17 protein-coding genes are annotated in these 17,577 nt (G+C 41.1%); 14 read left to right on the plus strand and 3 right to left on the minus strand.

Going from position 1 to position 17,577, the window contains the following annotated elements; all coding sequences use genetic code 11:
- Positions 1-108 precede the first annotated feature (108 nt).
- The 4 genes from ACQKMF_RS19635 to ACQKMF_RS19650 all read left to right on the plus strand — a co-directional run bounded on the left by ACQKMF_RS19635 (position 109) and on the right by ACQKMF_RS19650 (position 4,042).
- Positions 109-786: a response regulator transcription factor gene (locus ACQKMF_RS19635; RefSeq protein ID WP_427574560.1), complete on the plus strand. Its 678-nt coding sequence runs from the start codon at positions 109-111 to the stop codon at positions 784-786.
- The gene (locus ACQKMF_RS19640) at positions 783-2,162 is read left to right on the plus strand and encodes a sensor histidine kinase (RefSeq protein WP_427574562.1); all 1,380 of its coding nucleotides are present in this window, start codon (positions 783-785) and stop codon (positions 2,160-2,162) included. Before ACQKMF_RS19635 ends, ACQKMF_RS19640 begins: the two co-directional genes overlap by 4 nt.
- Before the next feature lie 99 nt (positions 2,163-2,261).
- Positions 2,262-3,368 (plus strand): ABC transporter permease, encoded by a 1,107-nt coding sequence (locus ACQKMF_RS19645; protein WP_427574564.1) that lies wholly within the window; start codon positions 2,262-2,264, stop codon positions 3,366-3,368.
- Entirely contained in the window at positions 3,365-4,042 is a 678-nt protein-coding gene (locus ACQKMF_RS19650) for an ABC transporter ATP-binding protein (protein ID WP_101224968.1), read from the plus strand. The genes ACQKMF_RS19645 and ACQKMF_RS19650 overlap by 4 nt, the downstream gene beginning before the upstream one ends.
- A gap of 167 nt (positions 4,043-4,209) precedes the next feature.
- Here ACQKMF_RS19650 and bioC read toward each other — a convergent pair whose 3' ends face one another.
- The 3 genes from bioC to bioF are packed head-to-tail and all read right to left on the minus strand — an operon-like array spanning position 4,210 to position 6,966.
- Positions 4,210-5,031, minus strand: a complete 822-nt coding sequence (gene bioC / locus ACQKMF_RS19655; RefSeq protein WP_427574566.1) for a malonyl-ACP O-methyltransferase BioC — start codon at positions 5,029-5,031, stop codon at positions 4,210-4,212.
- Positions 5,024-5,770, minus strand: coding sequence for an alpha/beta fold hydrolase (locus ACQKMF_RS19660; protein WP_427574568.1), 747 nt, complete (start codon positions 5,768-5,770; stop codon positions 5,024-5,026). Before ACQKMF_RS19660 ends, bioC begins: the two co-directional genes overlap by 8 nt.
- Positions 5,767-6,966: an 8-amino-7-oxononanoate synthase gene (bioF, locus tag ACQKMF_RS19665; RefSeq protein WP_427574570.1), complete on the minus strand. Its 1,200-nt coding sequence runs from the start codon at positions 6,964-6,966 to the stop codon at positions 5,767-5,769. The genes ACQKMF_RS19660 and bioF overlap by 4 nt, the downstream gene beginning before the upstream one ends.
- 398 nt (positions 6,967-7,364) lie before the next feature.
- Between bioF and ACQKMF_RS19670 the strand changes: the two genes are divergently transcribed.
- From ACQKMF_RS19670 to ACQKMF_RS19715, 10 genes are all read left to right on the plus strand, one after another.
- Entirely contained in the window at positions 7,365-8,204 is an 840-nt protein-coding gene (locus ACQKMF_RS19670; protein WP_101224964.1) for a YitT family protein, read from the plus strand.
- 154 nt (positions 8,205-8,358) lie between these two features.
- Positions 8,359-8,544 (plus strand): hypothetical protein, encoded by a 186-nt coding sequence (locus tag ACQKMF_RS19675; protein WP_034305959.1) that lies wholly within the window; start codon positions 8,359-8,361, stop codon positions 8,542-8,544.
- Between the two features lie 362 nt (positions 8,545-8,906).
- Positions 8,907-10,196: an ABC transporter substrate-binding protein gene (locus ACQKMF_RS19680; RefSeq protein WP_427574572.1), complete on the plus strand. Its 1,290-nt coding sequence runs from the start codon at positions 8,907-8,909 to the stop codon at positions 10,194-10,196.
- A gap of 167 nt (positions 10,197-10,363) precedes the next feature.
- Complete coding sequence (locus ACQKMF_RS19685) at positions 10,364-11,224, plus strand: carbohydrate ABC transporter permease (RefSeq protein ID WP_098370419.1); 861 nt, start codon at positions 10,364-10,366, stop codon at positions 11,222-11,224.
- Positions 11,224-12,042, plus strand: a complete 819-nt coding sequence (locus tag ACQKMF_RS19690; protein WP_101224962.1) for a carbohydrate ABC transporter permease — start codon at positions 11,224-11,226, stop codon at positions 12,040-12,042. The genes ACQKMF_RS19685 and ACQKMF_RS19690 overlap by 1 nt, the downstream gene beginning before the upstream one ends.
- Positions 12,043-12,099: 57 nt before the next feature.
- A complete protein-coding gene (locus ACQKMF_RS19695) occupies positions 12,100-13,134 on the plus strand; it encodes a LacI family DNA-binding transcriptional regulator (protein WP_101225045.1) in 1,035 nt (344 codons plus the stop codon).
- 227 nt (positions 13,135-13,361) lie between these two features.
- Positions 13,362-14,081 carry a ThuA domain-containing protein gene (locus tag ACQKMF_RS19700; protein WP_402944582.1) on the plus strand — a complete coding sequence of 240 codons (720 nt, stop codon included), beginning with the start codon at positions 13,362-13,364 and terminating at the stop codon, positions 14,079-14,081.
- Positions 14,082-14,099: 18 nt separating this feature from the next.
- Positions 14,100-15,122, plus strand: a complete 1,023-nt coding sequence (locus tag ACQKMF_RS19705; protein WP_402944579.1) for a Gfo/Idh/MocA family protein — start codon at positions 14,100-14,102, stop codon at positions 15,120-15,122.
- A 17-nt stretch (positions 15,123-15,139) separates the two neighbouring features.
- Positions 15,140-16,180, plus strand: coding sequence for a Gfo/Idh/MocA family protein (locus ACQKMF_RS19710; RefSeq protein ID WP_034305944.1), 1,041 nt, complete (start codon positions 15,140-15,142; stop codon positions 16,178-16,180).
- A 22-nt stretch (positions 16,181-16,202) separates the two neighbouring features.
- Positions 16,203-17,171 carry a sugar phosphate isomerase/epimerase family protein gene (locus ACQKMF_RS19715; protein ID WP_101224959.1) on the plus strand — a complete coding sequence of 323 codons (969 nt, stop codon included), beginning with the start codon at positions 16,203-16,205 and terminating at the stop codon, positions 17,169-17,171.
- Positions 17,172-17,577: the final 406 nt, after the last annotated feature.

Below are 17,577 nucleotides of genomic sequence, written 5' to 3' on the forward strand. Positions count from 1 at the left end.
TAGTTTATAAGGAACTGGAGATTGAATTAGTATTTGTTGTTTTACAGGATTAATTATTGATATTGTAAGTTTAGCCAGGGCTATAAAAGAAGTGGAGATGTGGTTTCTTTGATACATATATTAATTGCGGATGATGATCGGCATATTCGGGAGTTGCTTAAATTTCACTTGGAAAAGGAAGGGTACATGGTATTCGAAGCGAAGGACGGTAATGAAGCTTCCTTGCTACTGAAGAAGGAACGGGTCCATCTGGCTGTTGTCGATATTATGATGCCGTTTAAAAACGGACTGGATCTTTGTAAGGAAATCCGGGATCAATATGATCTGCCCGTCATTTTATTGACAGCTAAAGATCAACTTATCGATAAGGAAAAGGGGTACTTTGCAGGTACGGATGATTACCTCGTAAAGCCGTTTGAGCCACGGGAACTTCTATTTCGGATAAAAGCGCTATTGCGAAGGTACCGTATGGTGAATTCTGAATCCATCTCATTGAATCAAACGGTGATTGACCGTAGAAGTTACGAAGTGCGAATAAAGGGGAATACACTGCTCCTGCCGCTTAAGGAATTTGAGCTGCTGGCTCAGCTTGGGAGTTTTCCAGATCAGGTCTTTACGCGTGAGCAGCTTATTGAACTGGTTTGGGGTGCTGATTTTGAAGGGGATGATCGAACGGTTGATGTTCATATTAAACGGTTGAGGGAACGTTTTGCCGGACGGACCGATGATTTTGTCATAACGACTGTCCGTGGCTTAGGTTATAAACTGGAGGTCAACAAGAAGTGAAAACACTTTATTTCAGGATAGTTATTCAAACCATTTTGATCATGGTGCTTGCGAGTGTCATCGCTTTTTTAATTTCCAATGTTTATTATCATCAGGTTCAAAAACCCAACAATGGTAAGAAGATAGGCAAAGTCGCAAGTGAGATCGTCTCCTTATATGAGGAGAATCCTGATCAGGATATTGATGCGTATTTAAACCATATTGCAGGTTTGCACTATCAAATGTATCTATTTAATGAGCAGGGTGAAGGAACTTTATATGGTGAGCCGTTTCGGGATACCAGTTTGGATAGCGACACGATTTCCGGAGTTTTGAATGGAAATACCTATCAAGGGATCGTCAATTATAATAATGGGTTATTTATTACCGGTTTTTTTGAAGATGTTTTAATTAATAGCATTGGGGTCCCGTTAAACGTGAATGGCGAAAAGCATGCATTGTTTGTAAGGCCGAATATAGAGCTGCAGTTTGGTGAATTTCGCTTTTTCCTTGCGGTTTTGCTCGTACTGACGCTTCTTCTTAGTTTTTTATTTGTGATCATTAATACGCGTTTCATCGTTAAGCCGATTACGAAATTAACGGAAGCTACAAAAAGAATCGCCGATGGGGATTATAGTAGTGAATTGAATGTCACCCGAAGAGATGAAATAGGGGACTTGGCACAGCATTTCTCGAAAATGACTCAAAGCATACAGAAGTTGGATGATATGAGGCAGGAGTTCGTATCGAATGTATCTCATGAAATTCAATCTCCGCTCGCATCCATCCAAGGTTTTTCTCAAACCCTCCAATCGGAGGAATTAACAAAAGAACAAAGAAATCAGTACTTGTCCATCATTGAAAAAGAAAGCAGGCGCATGTCGTCGTTAAGCAAACAGCTGCTCATGCTTGCTTCTTTGGATAAAGAAGAAGATCCGCTACAACGGTCAAATTTTGATTTAGCGCAGCAAATCCGGCAGGTGTTGTTCATGCTGGAATGGAATTGGCGGGAAAAAGATATGGTGATCGAAATGGATTTGCCGTCAACCGTCATTTCTGCAGATGAGAAACTTTTAAATCAAGTTTGGACGAATTTGATAACCAATAGCATTAAATATTCGGAAAGCGGCAGTTCGATCAATATTCAGATTAAAAGTATAGGCAGTGCTGTTGAAGTGATGATCGCGGATACGGGCATGGGAATTCCAGAAGAAGACCTTCCTTATATCCTTGATCGCTTTTATAAAGTCGACAAAGTGAGGAATAGGAGTGAAACAGGCAGCGGGTTAGGACTTTCGATCACGAAGAAGACGGTTGATCTTCATGGAGGAACGATCGAAGTTCAAAGCGAACTTGGTAAAGGGACCACTTTTTATATACGGCTGCCCCTTATGTAATCAGTTGTTCATCTTCCATTCATATTGATTGTTTACAATCGAGTCATACCGATTGAAGCAGGACTCGATTGGTAAACAAAAGAAAAGGGAGATGTAATGATGTTTTTGGCAATACGTGAACTAAAGCATTCAAAGTTACGTTATCTGCTGATTGGACTGATCATGGTATTGGTCGCTTTGCTTGTTTTTATCATTTCAGGGTTAGCTAATGGACTTTCATCAGATAATGCTTCATCCATACAAAACATGAAAGCCGACTATTTCGTTATGGAGCATGACTCTAAAAATAAATTGAATCGATCCATCATATCCATGGAAAAGCTTGATGACATCCAGGCTTTATCGGATGTTAAAGCAGCCGAAGGGCTGGGGCAAATGATGATCACATTGAATAAAACCGGATCATCGGAGAAAACGGATGTCACCATTTTTGCGACCGATGCCAGTGGGATACTAGCACCGAAGGTTATAGAAGGAACGAGCTATGACAATAAGAAACAAGGTGAAGTAGTTGCAGATCGTTCTTTAAAAGAAGTGGGTTATAAATTGGGTGATTCACTTAAAGATGACCTATCAGGTAAGGTTTTCACCATTGTTGGTTTTACTGAAAACCAGTCTTACAGCCATTCACCGGCAGTTTACATGAATGTTAAGGGGTGGCAGGAGATTAATCCTGGATTGAAAAATCAAGGAAAAGACTCAATCAGCGCAATAGCCGTGCAAATGGATTCGAAGGCAGAAGAGAATGTACGTGAATCATTGCCTGAAGGAGTAACGCTCATTTCGAAAGAAGAATCACTTCAGAGTATACCAGGGTTCAAAGAGGAACAGGGTACATTGACGATGATGATTGCCTTCTTGTTTGTCATTGCAGCATTCGTTTTGGCTGTATTCTTTTATGTGATTACCTTGCAGAAGACTAATCAATTTGGAGTCCTTAAAGCACTCGGGGCCAATACGGGTTACCTGGCAAAAAGTATTGTTGGTCAAGTAATGCTGCTTGCAGTGACATGCATAGCCATCAGTGTTGCACTGACATATGTCGTCACTTTAATCATGCCAGAGGGAATGCCATTCGTATTGAGTACCGATTTGGTCATTAAATATTCCGTGTTACTTTTGGTTGTATCCGTATTGGGTTCGCTGCTATCACTATACCGAGTAGCGAAGATAGATGCGATTGAAGCAATAGGGAGGGTATCATGATGAGGGATAAACTATTATTTGAAAACGTCAGTAAGATTTATGGGGAAGGCGTTAATAAGGTGACTGCCCTTGATAATATTTCCCTGAATGTGAAAGCGGGGGAATTCGTCGCGATCGTGGGTCCTTCAGGCTCAGGAAAAAGTACTTTTCTTTCAATAGCGGGTGCGTTACTATCTCCGAGCGAAGGTCGCTTACTGCTGAATGATGAAGATATAACAACACTATCACCAAAGGAATTGACTAGAGTTCGCCTCGAAAAGATCGGATTTGTATTCCAATCATCGAACCTTGTGCCGTATCTCACCGTACGAGATCAGCTTCTGCTACTTTCTGAACTGATTGGCAAGCGAGATAAAAAAACTGTGAAAAAAGCGGACGAATTGCTTAGCCACCTTGGACTTGGACATCGGGCAGATCACCTGCCAGAAGCACTGTCGGGCGGTGAGCGGCAGCGTGTAGCCATTGCCCGTTCGCTGATGAATGATCCAGAAATCATTTTAGCGGATGAACCAACCGCAAGTCTTGATTCCAAAAGAGGCAGGGATGTTGTTGAAATGCTTGCACATGAGGTGAAATCAAGAAATAAAGCGGCCATCATGGTAACGCACGATGAAAGAATGTTAGATTTATGTGATCGAGTGGTCAATATTACAGATGGCAAGGTATTTGGATGAAGTTATAGGTAAAAGGCCGCAGCCTCTTCAAAGGAATTAGGAGTGGCGGCGGCCTGAATTGCTGAATGGGAACCTGGTAAGCGGTTGGTATACTAGTCGTTACTTTATCTAAACGATTTGCATTTATGTATAATATATTGCTAGTATCCCAGATGGTTATCTTCGGATTAATCATGTTTTTTCATTTTAAAGAACAAACAATGATAGGTTGCTTTTACACCTGATTCATCTCGGTATTCTGTGTCGTATATGTTGATTAACTCTCGAAAAAGGGAAGGGCGCTGGCAGTAGTTTTCTTTGTTGCTGTTAGCTGCACCAATCTTTTTAATTGAAGTGAAAAATTCACGTACTGTCTGAAAGTACTCCAGTTCAAGCTTTTCCATTTTTGTTATCTCGATTGGAGATGCTGATGAAAAGGGGAGCGCTTCTTCACAAATTTGGGATAATTCTTCTAGTGTGTAAAACATTTGGCCTGGTGAACTATCAATGGAAAGTTGAAGCTTTTCTTTCGCCTGTTCATACGACATATGAAGCTCTTGAAATGTATCTATTCCGAACGTTGAAAATATCAGGCTTCCTTCAGCCGTTAATCGTGTACACAGTTTTTCAAGGGTTGCAGGAAGATCATTCAGCCATTGAAATGTTGCATTGGAAATAATCAAGTCGAAATTTTCATTTAGCGCCATTTCTTCGATGTCCGTACATAAAAATGTAACACGGTCCTCCTTTGTCATTCCTTTCGCCACTTCAACCATTCCGGGTGCAATATCAACAGCCGTAATGGCGGCATTAGGGAATGCTTTGACGAGTAACCTGGTTAAGTAACCAGTGCCGCAGCCGATTTCAAGAATATTGATTTTATGATTGGTGTTTTTTTGAGGAAGCAAATCCACTAATTTTCTTGCCATGTTTTTTTGAACATTGGCATACGCATCATATGTTTTCGCGTGTTCACTAAACCGCTTGCTTAACAATCGTTTATCAATCATGAACGTACTCCTTTTGAATAAATGTTTTTATATGCTCCATACATTTCTGTGGTTTTGTGAAAAATGGAATATGACCAGCACCTTCAATAATATGAAGCTCGGCTTGCCCACCCAGGTTTTCTTTAATGAAGGAGGAGGCTTCAAGTGGACAAATTTTGTCTTCCCTCCCATGAAGCAATATAAAGGGGGCTTCAATCCGGTCGAGTCTTGTTCTAGCATCTTTCTGAAGTAAATAATCCAAACCAATCAGAAGCGAAAACACATCATCTCCATGAAACTCGCGTTGAATTGTCTTGATGAATTGATCATAAAAACCTGCTTCTTTTTCAGTATCGGAAAACATTGCATCATAGAAGGAAGTCAAAGTCTTCTCTTTATTGCGCTGCAGTTGTTTCTTCATGCGCTCGACCATTCGTGGATCCCAGCCAAATGTGTAATTTTCTCCGGTGGTGAACCGACTTGTTGAGCCAAAAAGGATAAAACCGTTTATTTTTTCTCGAAACGAACTTGAAAGTTCAAGTGATACTATCGATCCTAATGACCAGCTCAGTAAATAAACAGGACCATCTATGGAAGTGATTGTTTCTATGACTCGTTCTTCAATGTCATTTAGTGCTTTCATATCTCTCCAGTCTATAAATGAAAGGTGAAATAGTTCTGACAGCGGTTGGATTAACGGTTGAAACGCATCTTTTTCCATTCCCCAGCCAGGAAGCAGGATTAAATTCGGCTGTTTCATTTAATAACACCCATTTCTTTTCCAATGATCGAAACTCTTTCAACTGCCCAATCAAGATCTTTTTTATCGTGGAGAGCCGTAACGGTAAAACGGATTCTCGCTTCATTTTCAGGAACGGTCGGCGGCCTTACAGCAATAGCGGCAATTCCTTCTTTCTGCAAACGTGCAGCAAATACCATCGCTTTTTCGTTTTCCCCGATGACGATAGGAACAATTTGTGATTGGCTTCCGCAAATATTAAACCCGTAATATGTGAGTTCTTGTCTAAAGTGTTCTGAGTGTGTTTGGAGCAGTGAGCGGCGTTCTGGTTCTTGCTGCACAAGTTCAATCGCTGTTTTTATAGCACCGAGTATGGCCGGGGGAAGTGCAGTTGAATATATGAATCCGCGCATGCGATTTTTTAAATAGTCGATGAGCCATTCTTTCCCGACGACATAGGCCCCGAATGAACCGAGCGCTTTACTGAATGTTCCCATTTGGATATCTATTTTATTTTGAAGATGGAGGTGACCGGCATAGCCTTCACCATGTTTACCATAGATACCGCTTCCGTGTGCTTCATCTGTCATTAACAGTGCGTTATAACGTTCCTTTAGCCGAACAAGTTCTTCGAGAAAAGCGAAGTCACCATCCATGCTGAAGACCGTATCCGTCACGATTAATTTCCGTGCTTCAATCGGTGATTTTTTCAAAAATGCTTCTAAATGATCTAAATCATTATGACGATAGCGTATATGCTTTGCTCTGCTTAAAAGAGCTCCATCGACAATGCTTGCATGATTTATTTTATCGCTATAAATAATATCGTTACGGGACAGCAGGGTGGAGATTATTCCAAGGTTTGCGTTATATCCACTATTGATGATGAGTCCTGCTTCGGCTTTCTTCCAATTGACAAGAGCTTGTTCCGCCTGCTCGTAAAGAGGATGATTGCCAACAATTAAACGTGAAGCCGTTGCTCCTGCACCATATGTATGTACTGCATCAACCATAGACTTTTTCAGCCGCTCATCTCCGGCATACCCTAAATAGTTATTAGAAGCTAGATTAAGCATCCTGCACCCGTTGATTGTAAGCCAAGGCTGCTCGGCACATACGGTTGATACGAGTTCACGCTTTTGCGAAATCTCTTCTAAATGAGCCAGTTCTTTTTTTATTTTTTCTTCCCAACAAGGCAATTGTTTTTCACTGTGCATGGCCATTCTCCTTTTTATATGTCAACTAAAATTAATATAGGTTAACATATAAAACATTCTAATCATGACTCAATGAAACTGTCAAGCTTTGAAAAGGAGCATGAGAATAAACTAATAATCATTAATCTGGAGAAATCAAGGGTCAAAAAAAGCTGGTTGGTTATTTTGATTAAAGGAGAATCGGGCAGCGGCTTTGTTAAGCTAATGTATAAAAAAGCTTAGTAAAAATAGTGACTTCTTATGTATTAAGCTCATTCATTGAAGATAATCTAACTTCCAAGGTAGTCTTTTTGTTAAACCTTCAAATCTTTGAAGGATTAAATGGAATTCCATGTTACTATAGAGCAGTGAAATTAACCGAATTCACATTAACCATTACATAAAGGAAGGGTATAAATATGAAAAAGATTTCTTTGGATGTTTTCTTTATATTAATAGGAGCTTTTATTTTCGCTTTGGCAATAAATCTTTTCGTCATTCCCAATGAGCTTGGTGAGGGAGGAGTCACTGGGATAACCATCATTTTGTTTTATCTTTTTGAATGGTCACCAGGGCTGTTAAGTTTGATCATTAACGCTTTCCTGCTCATTGTCGGCTATAAATTTTTGTCGAAATTAACAACGGTATATACAATCGTAGCCGTTGCCTTCAATTCACTTTTCCTTCATTTAACCGAAAGCTGGACGATATCTTCAGATGAATTGGTCATCAATGCGATATTTGGCGGGGTTTTTGCCGGTGCAGGAATTGGCATGATCATTCGTGTTGGGGGCACTACTGCCGGTACGACAATCCTTGCCCGAATTACTAATAAGTATTTGGGATGGAGCTTAAGCTATGGACTTCTGTTTTTCGATTTAATCGTTGCGTTCTCATCTTATTTCATCATTGGTGCAGAAGGTCTGATGCTCACTATCCTTATGCTTTATATTGGAACAAAAACGATGGAATTCATCATTGAGGGATTGAACCCGAAAAAAGCGATTACCATCATTTCAAAAGAAGCGGACCAGATTGCAAAGCAAGTAACCGAATTGATGGACCGGGGTGTCACTGTTTTTAGCGGCCATGGATACTATACAAAGGCATCCAAGGATATTTTATATATCGTTATAAGTAAGCAAGAGGTGCTAAAGTTAAAGAGAATAGTGCAGTCAACGGATAGCAATGCGTTTATAGCCATACATGACGTTCGGGACGTATTTGGTGAAGGATTCCTGGATATCTCGAAGTCCTGACGCGAATAAAGTATAAGCGAAATGAAAAGGCCTTGATAGGCTTTTTTATTTTGTACTGCAAAAAAACTGTAAATTTAGAATAATTTGTTATATTATGTAAGTAAGAAACCACACACCCTGAGGAGTGCAGCCATTAAATGTGGAGGTGTCCAAGATGATCCTTTTAAAAGTGGATGACAGAAAGTTTGGGAAAAGCAATATCAAGTACAGTGTCGTTGATAAAGAAACGAATGAATTGATCATTAGCGGTGTGTTTAAGGAATTTGGACAAGCAAGCGATAAATATTATGAATTGAAGGATGAATACGGTCCTTCCAATGTGAAGATGATATTGAAGTGATAAGAGGGAAACCGACGGGTTTCCCTTTTTTCGTATAATGCCAGGAATGAAAATGGCCCGTACAATAAATAATCGGATAAAGGAATAATCAAAGGTTTCTGAATCATATAATTAGATTAAGAGAGTTCTTAACATCCTTTTTTTACAATATACTACAATTTTATTGTAAAGTATGGAATTTGGTGGTAATATAAAGCGCATAAATGTAAACGTTTGCAACATTTTTTTGTGAGGAGGTGATGTAAAAGAAGTACGCTAGACTATGAATTTTATAGAATGAATGGCTTTTATTTTACTAATTTTATGCAAACGTTTTCTTAAAATTGCATGAATATTATGAGAAAAAGGGAGAGTGGGTAGGCATGAGGCGTAAAAAATGGTATGGGGGAATTCTTACTGTTTTATTAATTTTTAGTGTAATTTTGGCAGGATGCTCTTCTTCAACTGGCGGAAACAGCGACTCAAAGGATGTCGTGACGCTCGATATATTTCAATTCAAGGTAGAATTCAAGTCGCAATTCGAGACATTGGCAAAACAATATGAAAAAGAAAATCCAAATGTGAAGATCAAGGTATCGACAGTCGGCGGCGGTAATGATTATAAATCTGCCATAACGGCAAAGTTCGCTTCAGGTGAGGAGCCAGCGGTTTTTAACATTGGCGGACCGGTAGATGTCGCACAATATAAAGATAGATTAACAGATTTAAAGGACACGAAAGCTGCTGCTGCAGCGCTTGACGGTACTTTGGATGGCGTGGAAGAGGACGGGCAAGTCCTTGGACTTCCATTTAACCAGGAAGGATACGGCTTGATCTATAACAAACGAATATTTAAAGAAGCCGGAATTAATCCTGATGAAATTACAAGTTATGAAGCCTTAGAGGCGGCAGTTAAGAAAATCGATTCACAAAAAGACAAATTGAAGCTCGAAGCAGTTTTCGCATATCCGGTAAAAGAGAAGTGGGTGACTGGAAACCATTTATCCAATGTATTCTTATCACCGGAGTTTGATGGAAATGTGTTAGAAGCAAGTAAAGCACCTACGGTTAAATTCACGGATGGTGACAAGTTTAAACAATTGGTCGATATCCAAAATGAGTATTCCGTGCAGCCGACAGCAAGTCTTGATTATTCCCAACAAGTGGAGGAGCTGTTCTCGCTTGAAAAGGTTGCGATCATTCAGCAGGGTAACTGGGTGTATAACACAGTCTATGATATGGATCCTGAGTTAGCTGAAAAGGGAATTGGCATCATCCCGATTCCAAATGGAGACAATGCAGGCATGCCGGTAGGCGTACCGAACTATTGGGCAGTGAACAAGAAATCGGATGAAAAGGTACAGGAAGCGGCGAAGAAGTTCCTCGATTGGATGTATACATCCGAAGCAGGGAAGAAAGCCGTTTTGGAAGACTTTAAATTCATTCCTGCTTATGAAGGATATGATGTAGAAAAAATTGCCGATCCAATTTCAAAAGAAATTTATAAATACTCCCAAGAAGGAAATACGATTGGGTGGGTGTTTAATGGATATCCGGTCGGTTGGAATGATGATCTTGGTGCAAGTGTCCAAAAATACGTAACTGGTAAATTGACTTGGGAGGAACTTGTCCAACAGAACATTGAAAATTGGGAGAAGATTCATAGCAGATAAGCGTTGGGAAATGCAAGTGACCAATCGGCATGAAAAATGTGTCGATTGGTTGTTCCTTATTATAGAAAAGTCGCTGAGGGAATTTGCCTCAACAAGGGATTCATCAAATAACACAGTCATGATCTAAACCCATTAACTATTAAATCATTTGAAGGAGGTCGGTTTCGTTGAGAAATCGGGATGCTGCATATTGGCTGTTTTTGACACCTGTTCTTGCTGCACTCATTTTGGTTGTGATCGTGCCGCTCATCTACGGATTTTATTATTCCTTTACGAACTGGAACGGTTTAGGGACTCCGGATTTCATTGGTCTTAAGAATTATATAGACTTGTTTACGGATAAAGGGTTCCTTGATACATTTTGGTTCACCATTAAATTTTCCGTAGCGGCAATTGTGGTAATCAATATCATCGGATTAAGTTTGGCCCTCATCGTGACTTCGAAAATTAAATCAAGCAACATATTGCGGACAGTTTTCTTTATGCCCAATTTAATTGGCGGCTTGATACTCGGCTTTATTTGGCAGTTCATTTTTATTAAGGTCTTCGGTGCGATTGGTGATTTGACTGGGATCGAAGCATTTAATGGGTGGTTATCAACGACTGATACAGGTTTTTGGGGATTGATCATTTTAACGTCTTGGCAGATGGCCGGATATATCATGATCATTTATATTGCCTATCTGCAGGCTGTTCCTGAAGACTTGATAGAAGCGGCAAAAATTGACGGAGCGAACAGCTTCCAGCGTTTTCGCCATATAACTTTTCCGCTAGTGGCACCTGCTTTTACTGTCAGTTTGTTTTTGACGCTTTCCCACTCGTTCAAGATTTATGATCAAAACCTTTCCTTGACGAATGGAGCTCCCTATAATTCAACTGAAATGGTTGCGATGAACATTGTAAAATCCGCCTTCACCGAAAACGACATGGCATATGCTCAGGCAAAAGCCGTTATCTTTTTCGTAATCGTGGCGGTCGTTTCGCTGACACAAGTCTATTTCAATAAAAAACGGGAGGTTGAGCTGTAATGAGGGGAAAATGGAAATTGTGGCTGATTGGATTCATCGGATTCATATTGGCCATATTATGGCTCACTCCGTTTTATTTAATGCTTGTCAATGCTTTTAAAATGAAACGGGATATATTTGCCGATACATTGGGACTGCCTGAAACCTGGACATTCGAAAACTTCACTCAAGCTTTCGAGCAATTGGATTTCCTCCGGACTTTATTCAATTCTTTATTGATATCGGGCGTCAGTGTAGTCATCATCATCATCTTTTCTGCGATGGCAGCATACGCTCTTTCCCGAAATAAAAGTAAAATAAGTTCCCTGCTTTTCTTTGTGTTTGTAGCAGCCATGCTGATCCCGTTTCAGTCTGTGATGATACCGCTCGTTGCCCAATTCGGCCAGCTGGGGATGTTGAACAAGGCCGGACTGATTTTCATGTATTTAGGTTTTGGCTGCAGTCTTTCCATATTCCTTTATCATGGTACTTTAAAAGGGATTCCCCTCTCACTTGATGAGGCAGCAAAGATTGATGGTGCAAACCGCTTTCAAGTATTTTGGTATATTATATTTCCATTATTAAAACCGATGTCCATTACAGTTGGAATCTTAAATGTCATTTGGATATGGAATGACTATTTGCTGCCATCCCTTGTTATTGGCGGTGCAGGATCGGAGACCATCCCACTTAAATTATTCTTCTTTTTCGGTCAATATACGAAGCAATGGCATCTTGCCTTGGCTGGACTTACTTTATCCATCATTCCAGTCATCATTGCGTACTTTTTTGCTCAGAGGCAAATTATCAAAGGAATTGCAGATGGAGCAGTTAAATAACTATTTAAATATAGGGAATATTAAGCCATGTGCGGTGAACGGGGAGTGTTGATGAATTTGTCTGTTACTATAAAAGACGTTGCAAAAAAAGCAAATGTCGCTCCATCAACGGTATCGCGTGTAATCCATAACAGCCCGACAATCAGTGAAAAGACAAAGCGTAAAGTACGCAAGGTATTAAAGGAAATGGGCTATCATATGAATGAAAATGCCCGGAACTTAGTCACGAAGTCAACTAAGGCCATTGGGATCGTCATGAAAAGTTCGGCAAGGGAATCACTTTATAATCCCTTTTTTCCAGAAGTGATCCGAGGCATCGGGGATTTCTGTAATAAAGAAGGGTACAGTCTTTCCCTGACAACCGGCGAGACGGAGGATGCAATCTTTGAGGATGTCGTGAAAATGGTTCAGGGCAGAAGAGTGGATGGCATGATTGTTTTGTACTCTAAAAAGGACGATAAAGTGGTGCCGTATTTATTAAAGCAGGGCTTCCCGTTCGTTTTGATCGGGAAGCCAAGTACGAACATGAGCGGAATCACGTTCATTGATAACGATAATGTTCAAGCGGCCAGGGAAGTATCGGAGTTTGTAATAAGTCTTGGACATGAGCGAATCGCCTTTTTAGGGGGCAGTCCCGAGTTTGAGGTGATCCAGGACCGCTTGACAGGTTTTCAACAAGCGATGGAGCAGGCCGGGCTGGATGTGCGACAGGAATATATCAAATTGATTCCTTTAAATCGAACGGATGGAATAAAGGCCATTGATGAATTGCTGGAGCTGAAAGAGGCACCAACCGCATTTTTGGTTATGGATCTTTTATTGGGTGTTCTCTTGCTTGGGGTGTTAGCTGAAAAGAACTTGAAAGTGCCAGAGCAAATAAGCGTCGTCTGTTTTAACCACTCAGAATTCATAGAATTTTTAAGTACGCCGCTGACAACGGTTGATATCCATACGTATCAGTTAGGGTTTGAGGCGGCAAAATGCGTGTTTGATCTAATTGCAAATCCGGAAATGATGGAAAAGAGTATCAGTATTCCTACCAAAATCATAAAGCGGGAGTCGCATTTTGTTGCTGAAAAGGAAATTAAATGAAAAATGTAGAAATGTTTTACCAATTAAAGCTTGATTTTTGCTAACATAAATTTACAATATAGATTATCACTATTATTTTTGAAAATTCATACTTACTGAAGTCAATAAGTATGTTCTTATATTTTGATCACACCTAACGCAAACGTTTGCGTTATGGATAAAGAGGTAATAGTTAAACATGAAAAGCAAGTTGCCGTGAAATGAATCTAGAATGGAGGAGGTTGTTCATGAGAGTCCTGGTATGGAATGAGTATCGCCACGAGAAAACAAAGCCTGAAGTGGCAAAAGTATATCCAGATGGTATCCATGGTGCAATTGCTAGCTTTTTACAAAGTGAGCAGGTCGAGGTGAGGACCGCTACTCTCGATGAAGAAGAGCATGGATTAACTGAAGAAGAGCTGGAACGAACCGATGTACTTCTTTGGTGGGGGCATGTTGCACATGATGAAGTTCAGGATGAAATCATTGCAAGGGTCCACAAGCGAGTACTCGAGGGTATGGGTCTCATCGTCCTCCATTCCGGTCATTTTTCAAAAATCTTCAAACGGCTTATGGGCACGACTTGCGATTTGAAATGGCGGGTCGCGGATGAAAAGGAACGGCTTTGGGTTGTCGATCCCAGTCATCCTATCGTTAATGGAATTGGAGAATATATAGAGCTTGAGAAGGAAGAGATGTACGGGGAACATTTTGATATTCCTGCACCAGATCAATTGATATTCGTCAGTTGGTTTGAAGGCGGGGAGATATTCAGAAGCGGCTGCACGTATCAGCGGGGAAAAGGGAAGATTTTCTATTTCCGTCCAGGTCATGAAACATATCCTACTTTCCATAATCCGGAGATTCAACGGGTAATTAAGAATGCCGTTGATTGGGTCAAGCCGGAATCTGGTGTCGTAACGAACTATGGGAAAGCCGAACCGTTGGAATCCATCTCAAAGAGATGAAGTGAAGGAGAGAACAAAATGGGCAAAGTGAAGGTAGGAGTCATTGGATGCGGGAGTATCGCAAAAAACAGGCATTTTCCGGAGTATGATGCACATCATGAAACGGAGATCATTGCTGTTTGTGATATTGTGCAGGACCGGGCGAATGCAGCAGCACAAAGGTATGGCGCCCAAGCATATACTGATTATATAGAACTTTTGAAGAATGAGGAGATTGAAGCGATCAGTGTATGTACACCGAATTACCTGCATGCACGCATCACGGTTGCAGCCTTGGAAGCTGGTAAGCATGTCCTTTGTGAGAAACCAATGGCTACTTCTTTGGTGGACGCTGAAAAAATGAATGCAGCAGCAGCGAAAAGCGACAAAATACTAATGATTGGTCATAATCAGCGTTTTGTTCCTTCTCATCAAAAGGCAAAACAGCTTATTGAGAGCGGGGACCTAGGGAAGGTCTATAGCTTCCGGACGGCTTTTGGACATTCCGGGCCGGAAACCTGGAGCGTGGACGGACTGGAAAGCTGGTTTTTTAAGAAGGATCAGGCAGTCATTGGTGCAATGGGCGATTTAGGGGTTCATAAAGCTGATTTATTACGGTATATCCTTGGAGAAGAATTTGTTGAAGTGGGAGCCTTTGTGGAAACGACTGCCAAGAAAAATACAGACGTTGATGACAGTGCGGCCTGTATCCTCCGGACGGAGAGCGGTATCATCGGAACTCTTACCGCCAGCTGGTCTTATGCAAAAGAAGACAATGCTACGGTCATTTATGCGGAAAAAGCGGTATTGCGCCTTGAAGACGATCCGAAATACTCACTGATCATCCATCATGATAATGGAAAGACAGATACCATCCAATTAGGAAGCATCCAGACTAATGACTCAGAAGGACAGCATGATTCCGAAGTGATCAGCCACTTTGTAAAATGTGTGGTGGACAATGAGGAGCCTCTTGTCTCAGGAGTTGAAGGGTTAAAATCATTAAAAGTCATTCTTGGCGCGATGGAATCAAATGCATCCCGAAAAATCATCCGCTTATAAAGGGGTTAAAAGTCATCATGTACAAATTAAAAATGGGTATTATCGGTGCTGGCGGAATTGCCCAAAAAAGGCATATCCCAGCTTTTCAAAAATTTCAAGATAAAGTGGTTTTATACGCCATTCAGGATATAGATGAAATGAAGGCGCGAGAAGTGGCGCGTGAATTTCATATCGAGAAGGTTTTCACCAATTATGAAGAAATGTTTGCTGAAGTGGATGCTGTTACGATTGCAACGCCTAATAAGTTCCATGCGGAGATTTCCATTGCTGCTCTGCAAGCGGGTGTTCATGTGTTATGTGAAAAGCCGATGGCCATTACAACTGAGGAATGTTTAGCAATAACCGAGGCTGCAAACATATCAGGTAAAGTGTTATCGACTGCTTATCATTACCGCTTCATGAAGGAAGCTCAGGCTGCCAAAAAAATGATTCAGGCCGGTGAAATCGGTGAACCGTATGTAGCGCGTGTACAGGCAATCAGACGACGCAAAGTCCCTGGCTGGGGAGTTTTTACAAGCAAGGAATTGCAAGGCGGAGGAAGCGTGATCGATTACGGCTGCCATTTGCTTGATTTAGCATTATGGCTGATGGATGACCCAGAACCGATTGAAATCGTAGGTTCGACATATAATTATGTCAGTAAGGGTGTCGATCAGGTCAATTTATGGGGGAATTTCGATGCATCGGTATTTGAAGTGGATGACCATGCCACTGCATATATCAAATTTGCCAACGGAGCATCGCTATTATTCGAAACATCCTGGGCCGCGAATATCCGTGAAGAAGCAACTGTTTTGAGTTTATCCGGAACGCAGGGCGGACTTGATGTGTTCCCTCTAGTCTTGAATCAGGCTAAGCACGGAATGCTTTTAAATAGTGAAGCAGTATGGATGCCAGGGGAAGATACACCAGACCTGCAACAGGCAGAGAACTTTATTAATAGCTGCCTAGGATTGGCGGAACCATTGGTAAAACCATCGGAAGCCATGAAAGTTTCAAAAATAATCGAAGCCATTTATCAAAGCTCGGCAAGTGGGAAGGTCATGAGCATAAATTAATGAAAAAGGTGAGGTGGGGCATGTGAAATTAGGGATCTTTACAGTGCTATTTGCTCAAAAATCATTCGAGGATATGCTTGATTATGTCGCGGATTCCGGATTAAAAACAGTTGAAATCGGTACAGGCGGGTATCCAGGGAATATCCATTGTCCACTCGATGAACTGCTGGAAAGTGAAGAAAAGCGCCAAAAATACCTCGAATCCGTTCAAACAAGAGGGTTAACGATCAGTGCATTCAGCTGCCACGGCAATCCGATCTCTCCAGATGAAGCATTCGCTAAAGAAAGTGATGAAACACTGATTAAAACAATCAAGCTTGCATCCTTACTGAACGTCCCGGTCGTCAATACCTTTTCCGGTACAGCAGGTGATCACGAAGGAGCTAAATATCCAAACTGGCCCGTCGCCCCATGGCCGAATGAGTATACAGATGTGCTGAAATGGCAATGGGAAGAAAAATTGATCCCTTATTGGAAAAAGGCGGCCGCCATTGCCGATGAACACAATATAAAAATCGGCCTTGAACTGCATGGGGGCTTTCTTGTGCACACACCCTACACCTTGTTAAAACTTCGGGAAGCTACATCTGATGCAATAGGCGCCAACCTTGATCCAAGCCATCTTTGGTGGCAGGGCATCGAACCAGTCGGGGCCATCAAAATCCTCGGGAAAGCGGGAGCAATCTACCATTTCCACGCAAAAGACACATACTTGGATCAGGATAACATCAATATGTATGGGTTAACCGACATGCAGCCATATGGAAATATCCAGAGCCGTGCCTGGAACTTTCGCTCGGTAGGATGCGGCCACAGCCTGCAAGAGTGGTCCGACATCATGAGTGCCCTTCGCACATACGGTTACGATTACGTCGTCAGCATCGAACACGAAGATCCGCTAATGTCAGTTGAAGAAGGCTTCCAACGGGCCGTAACCAATCTGAAAACTGTACTCATAAACGAAAGCCCAACTGATTTATGGTGGGTATAATTTAGAGTTGATAACGAGCAGCCTAACGCAGGTTGCTTTTTATGTTGTTCGTTACTCATGAAAAAGTGGAATTAACGAGTAAAAGTGTAAAACTTCACGAGTAAAAGTGTAAAACTCACGAGTAAAAGTGTAAAACTCACGAGTAAAAGCGTGAAACTCACGAGTAAAAGTTCGAAACTCATGAGTAAAAGTGTGAAATTCACGAGTAAAGGCGTGAAATTCACGAGTATAACAGTATAATTCACGAGTAAAAGTGTAAAACTTCACGAGTAAAGAGGAATTAATAATATGTTATCTTTTTCACATCAATTGTGTTAGAGACAAACATATTATGTATGACCCTTTCCACTCTTACTTTTAAACGGGCTCTTGGAACTGTCAATATACCGAAATCTTTCGCCTTTCT

This window comes from Peribacillus sp. NPDC101480 (assembly GCF_050277335.1).
In the GTDB taxonomy this organism is placed as follows: Bacteria; Bacillota; Bacilli; order Bacillales; family DSM-1321; genus Peribacillus.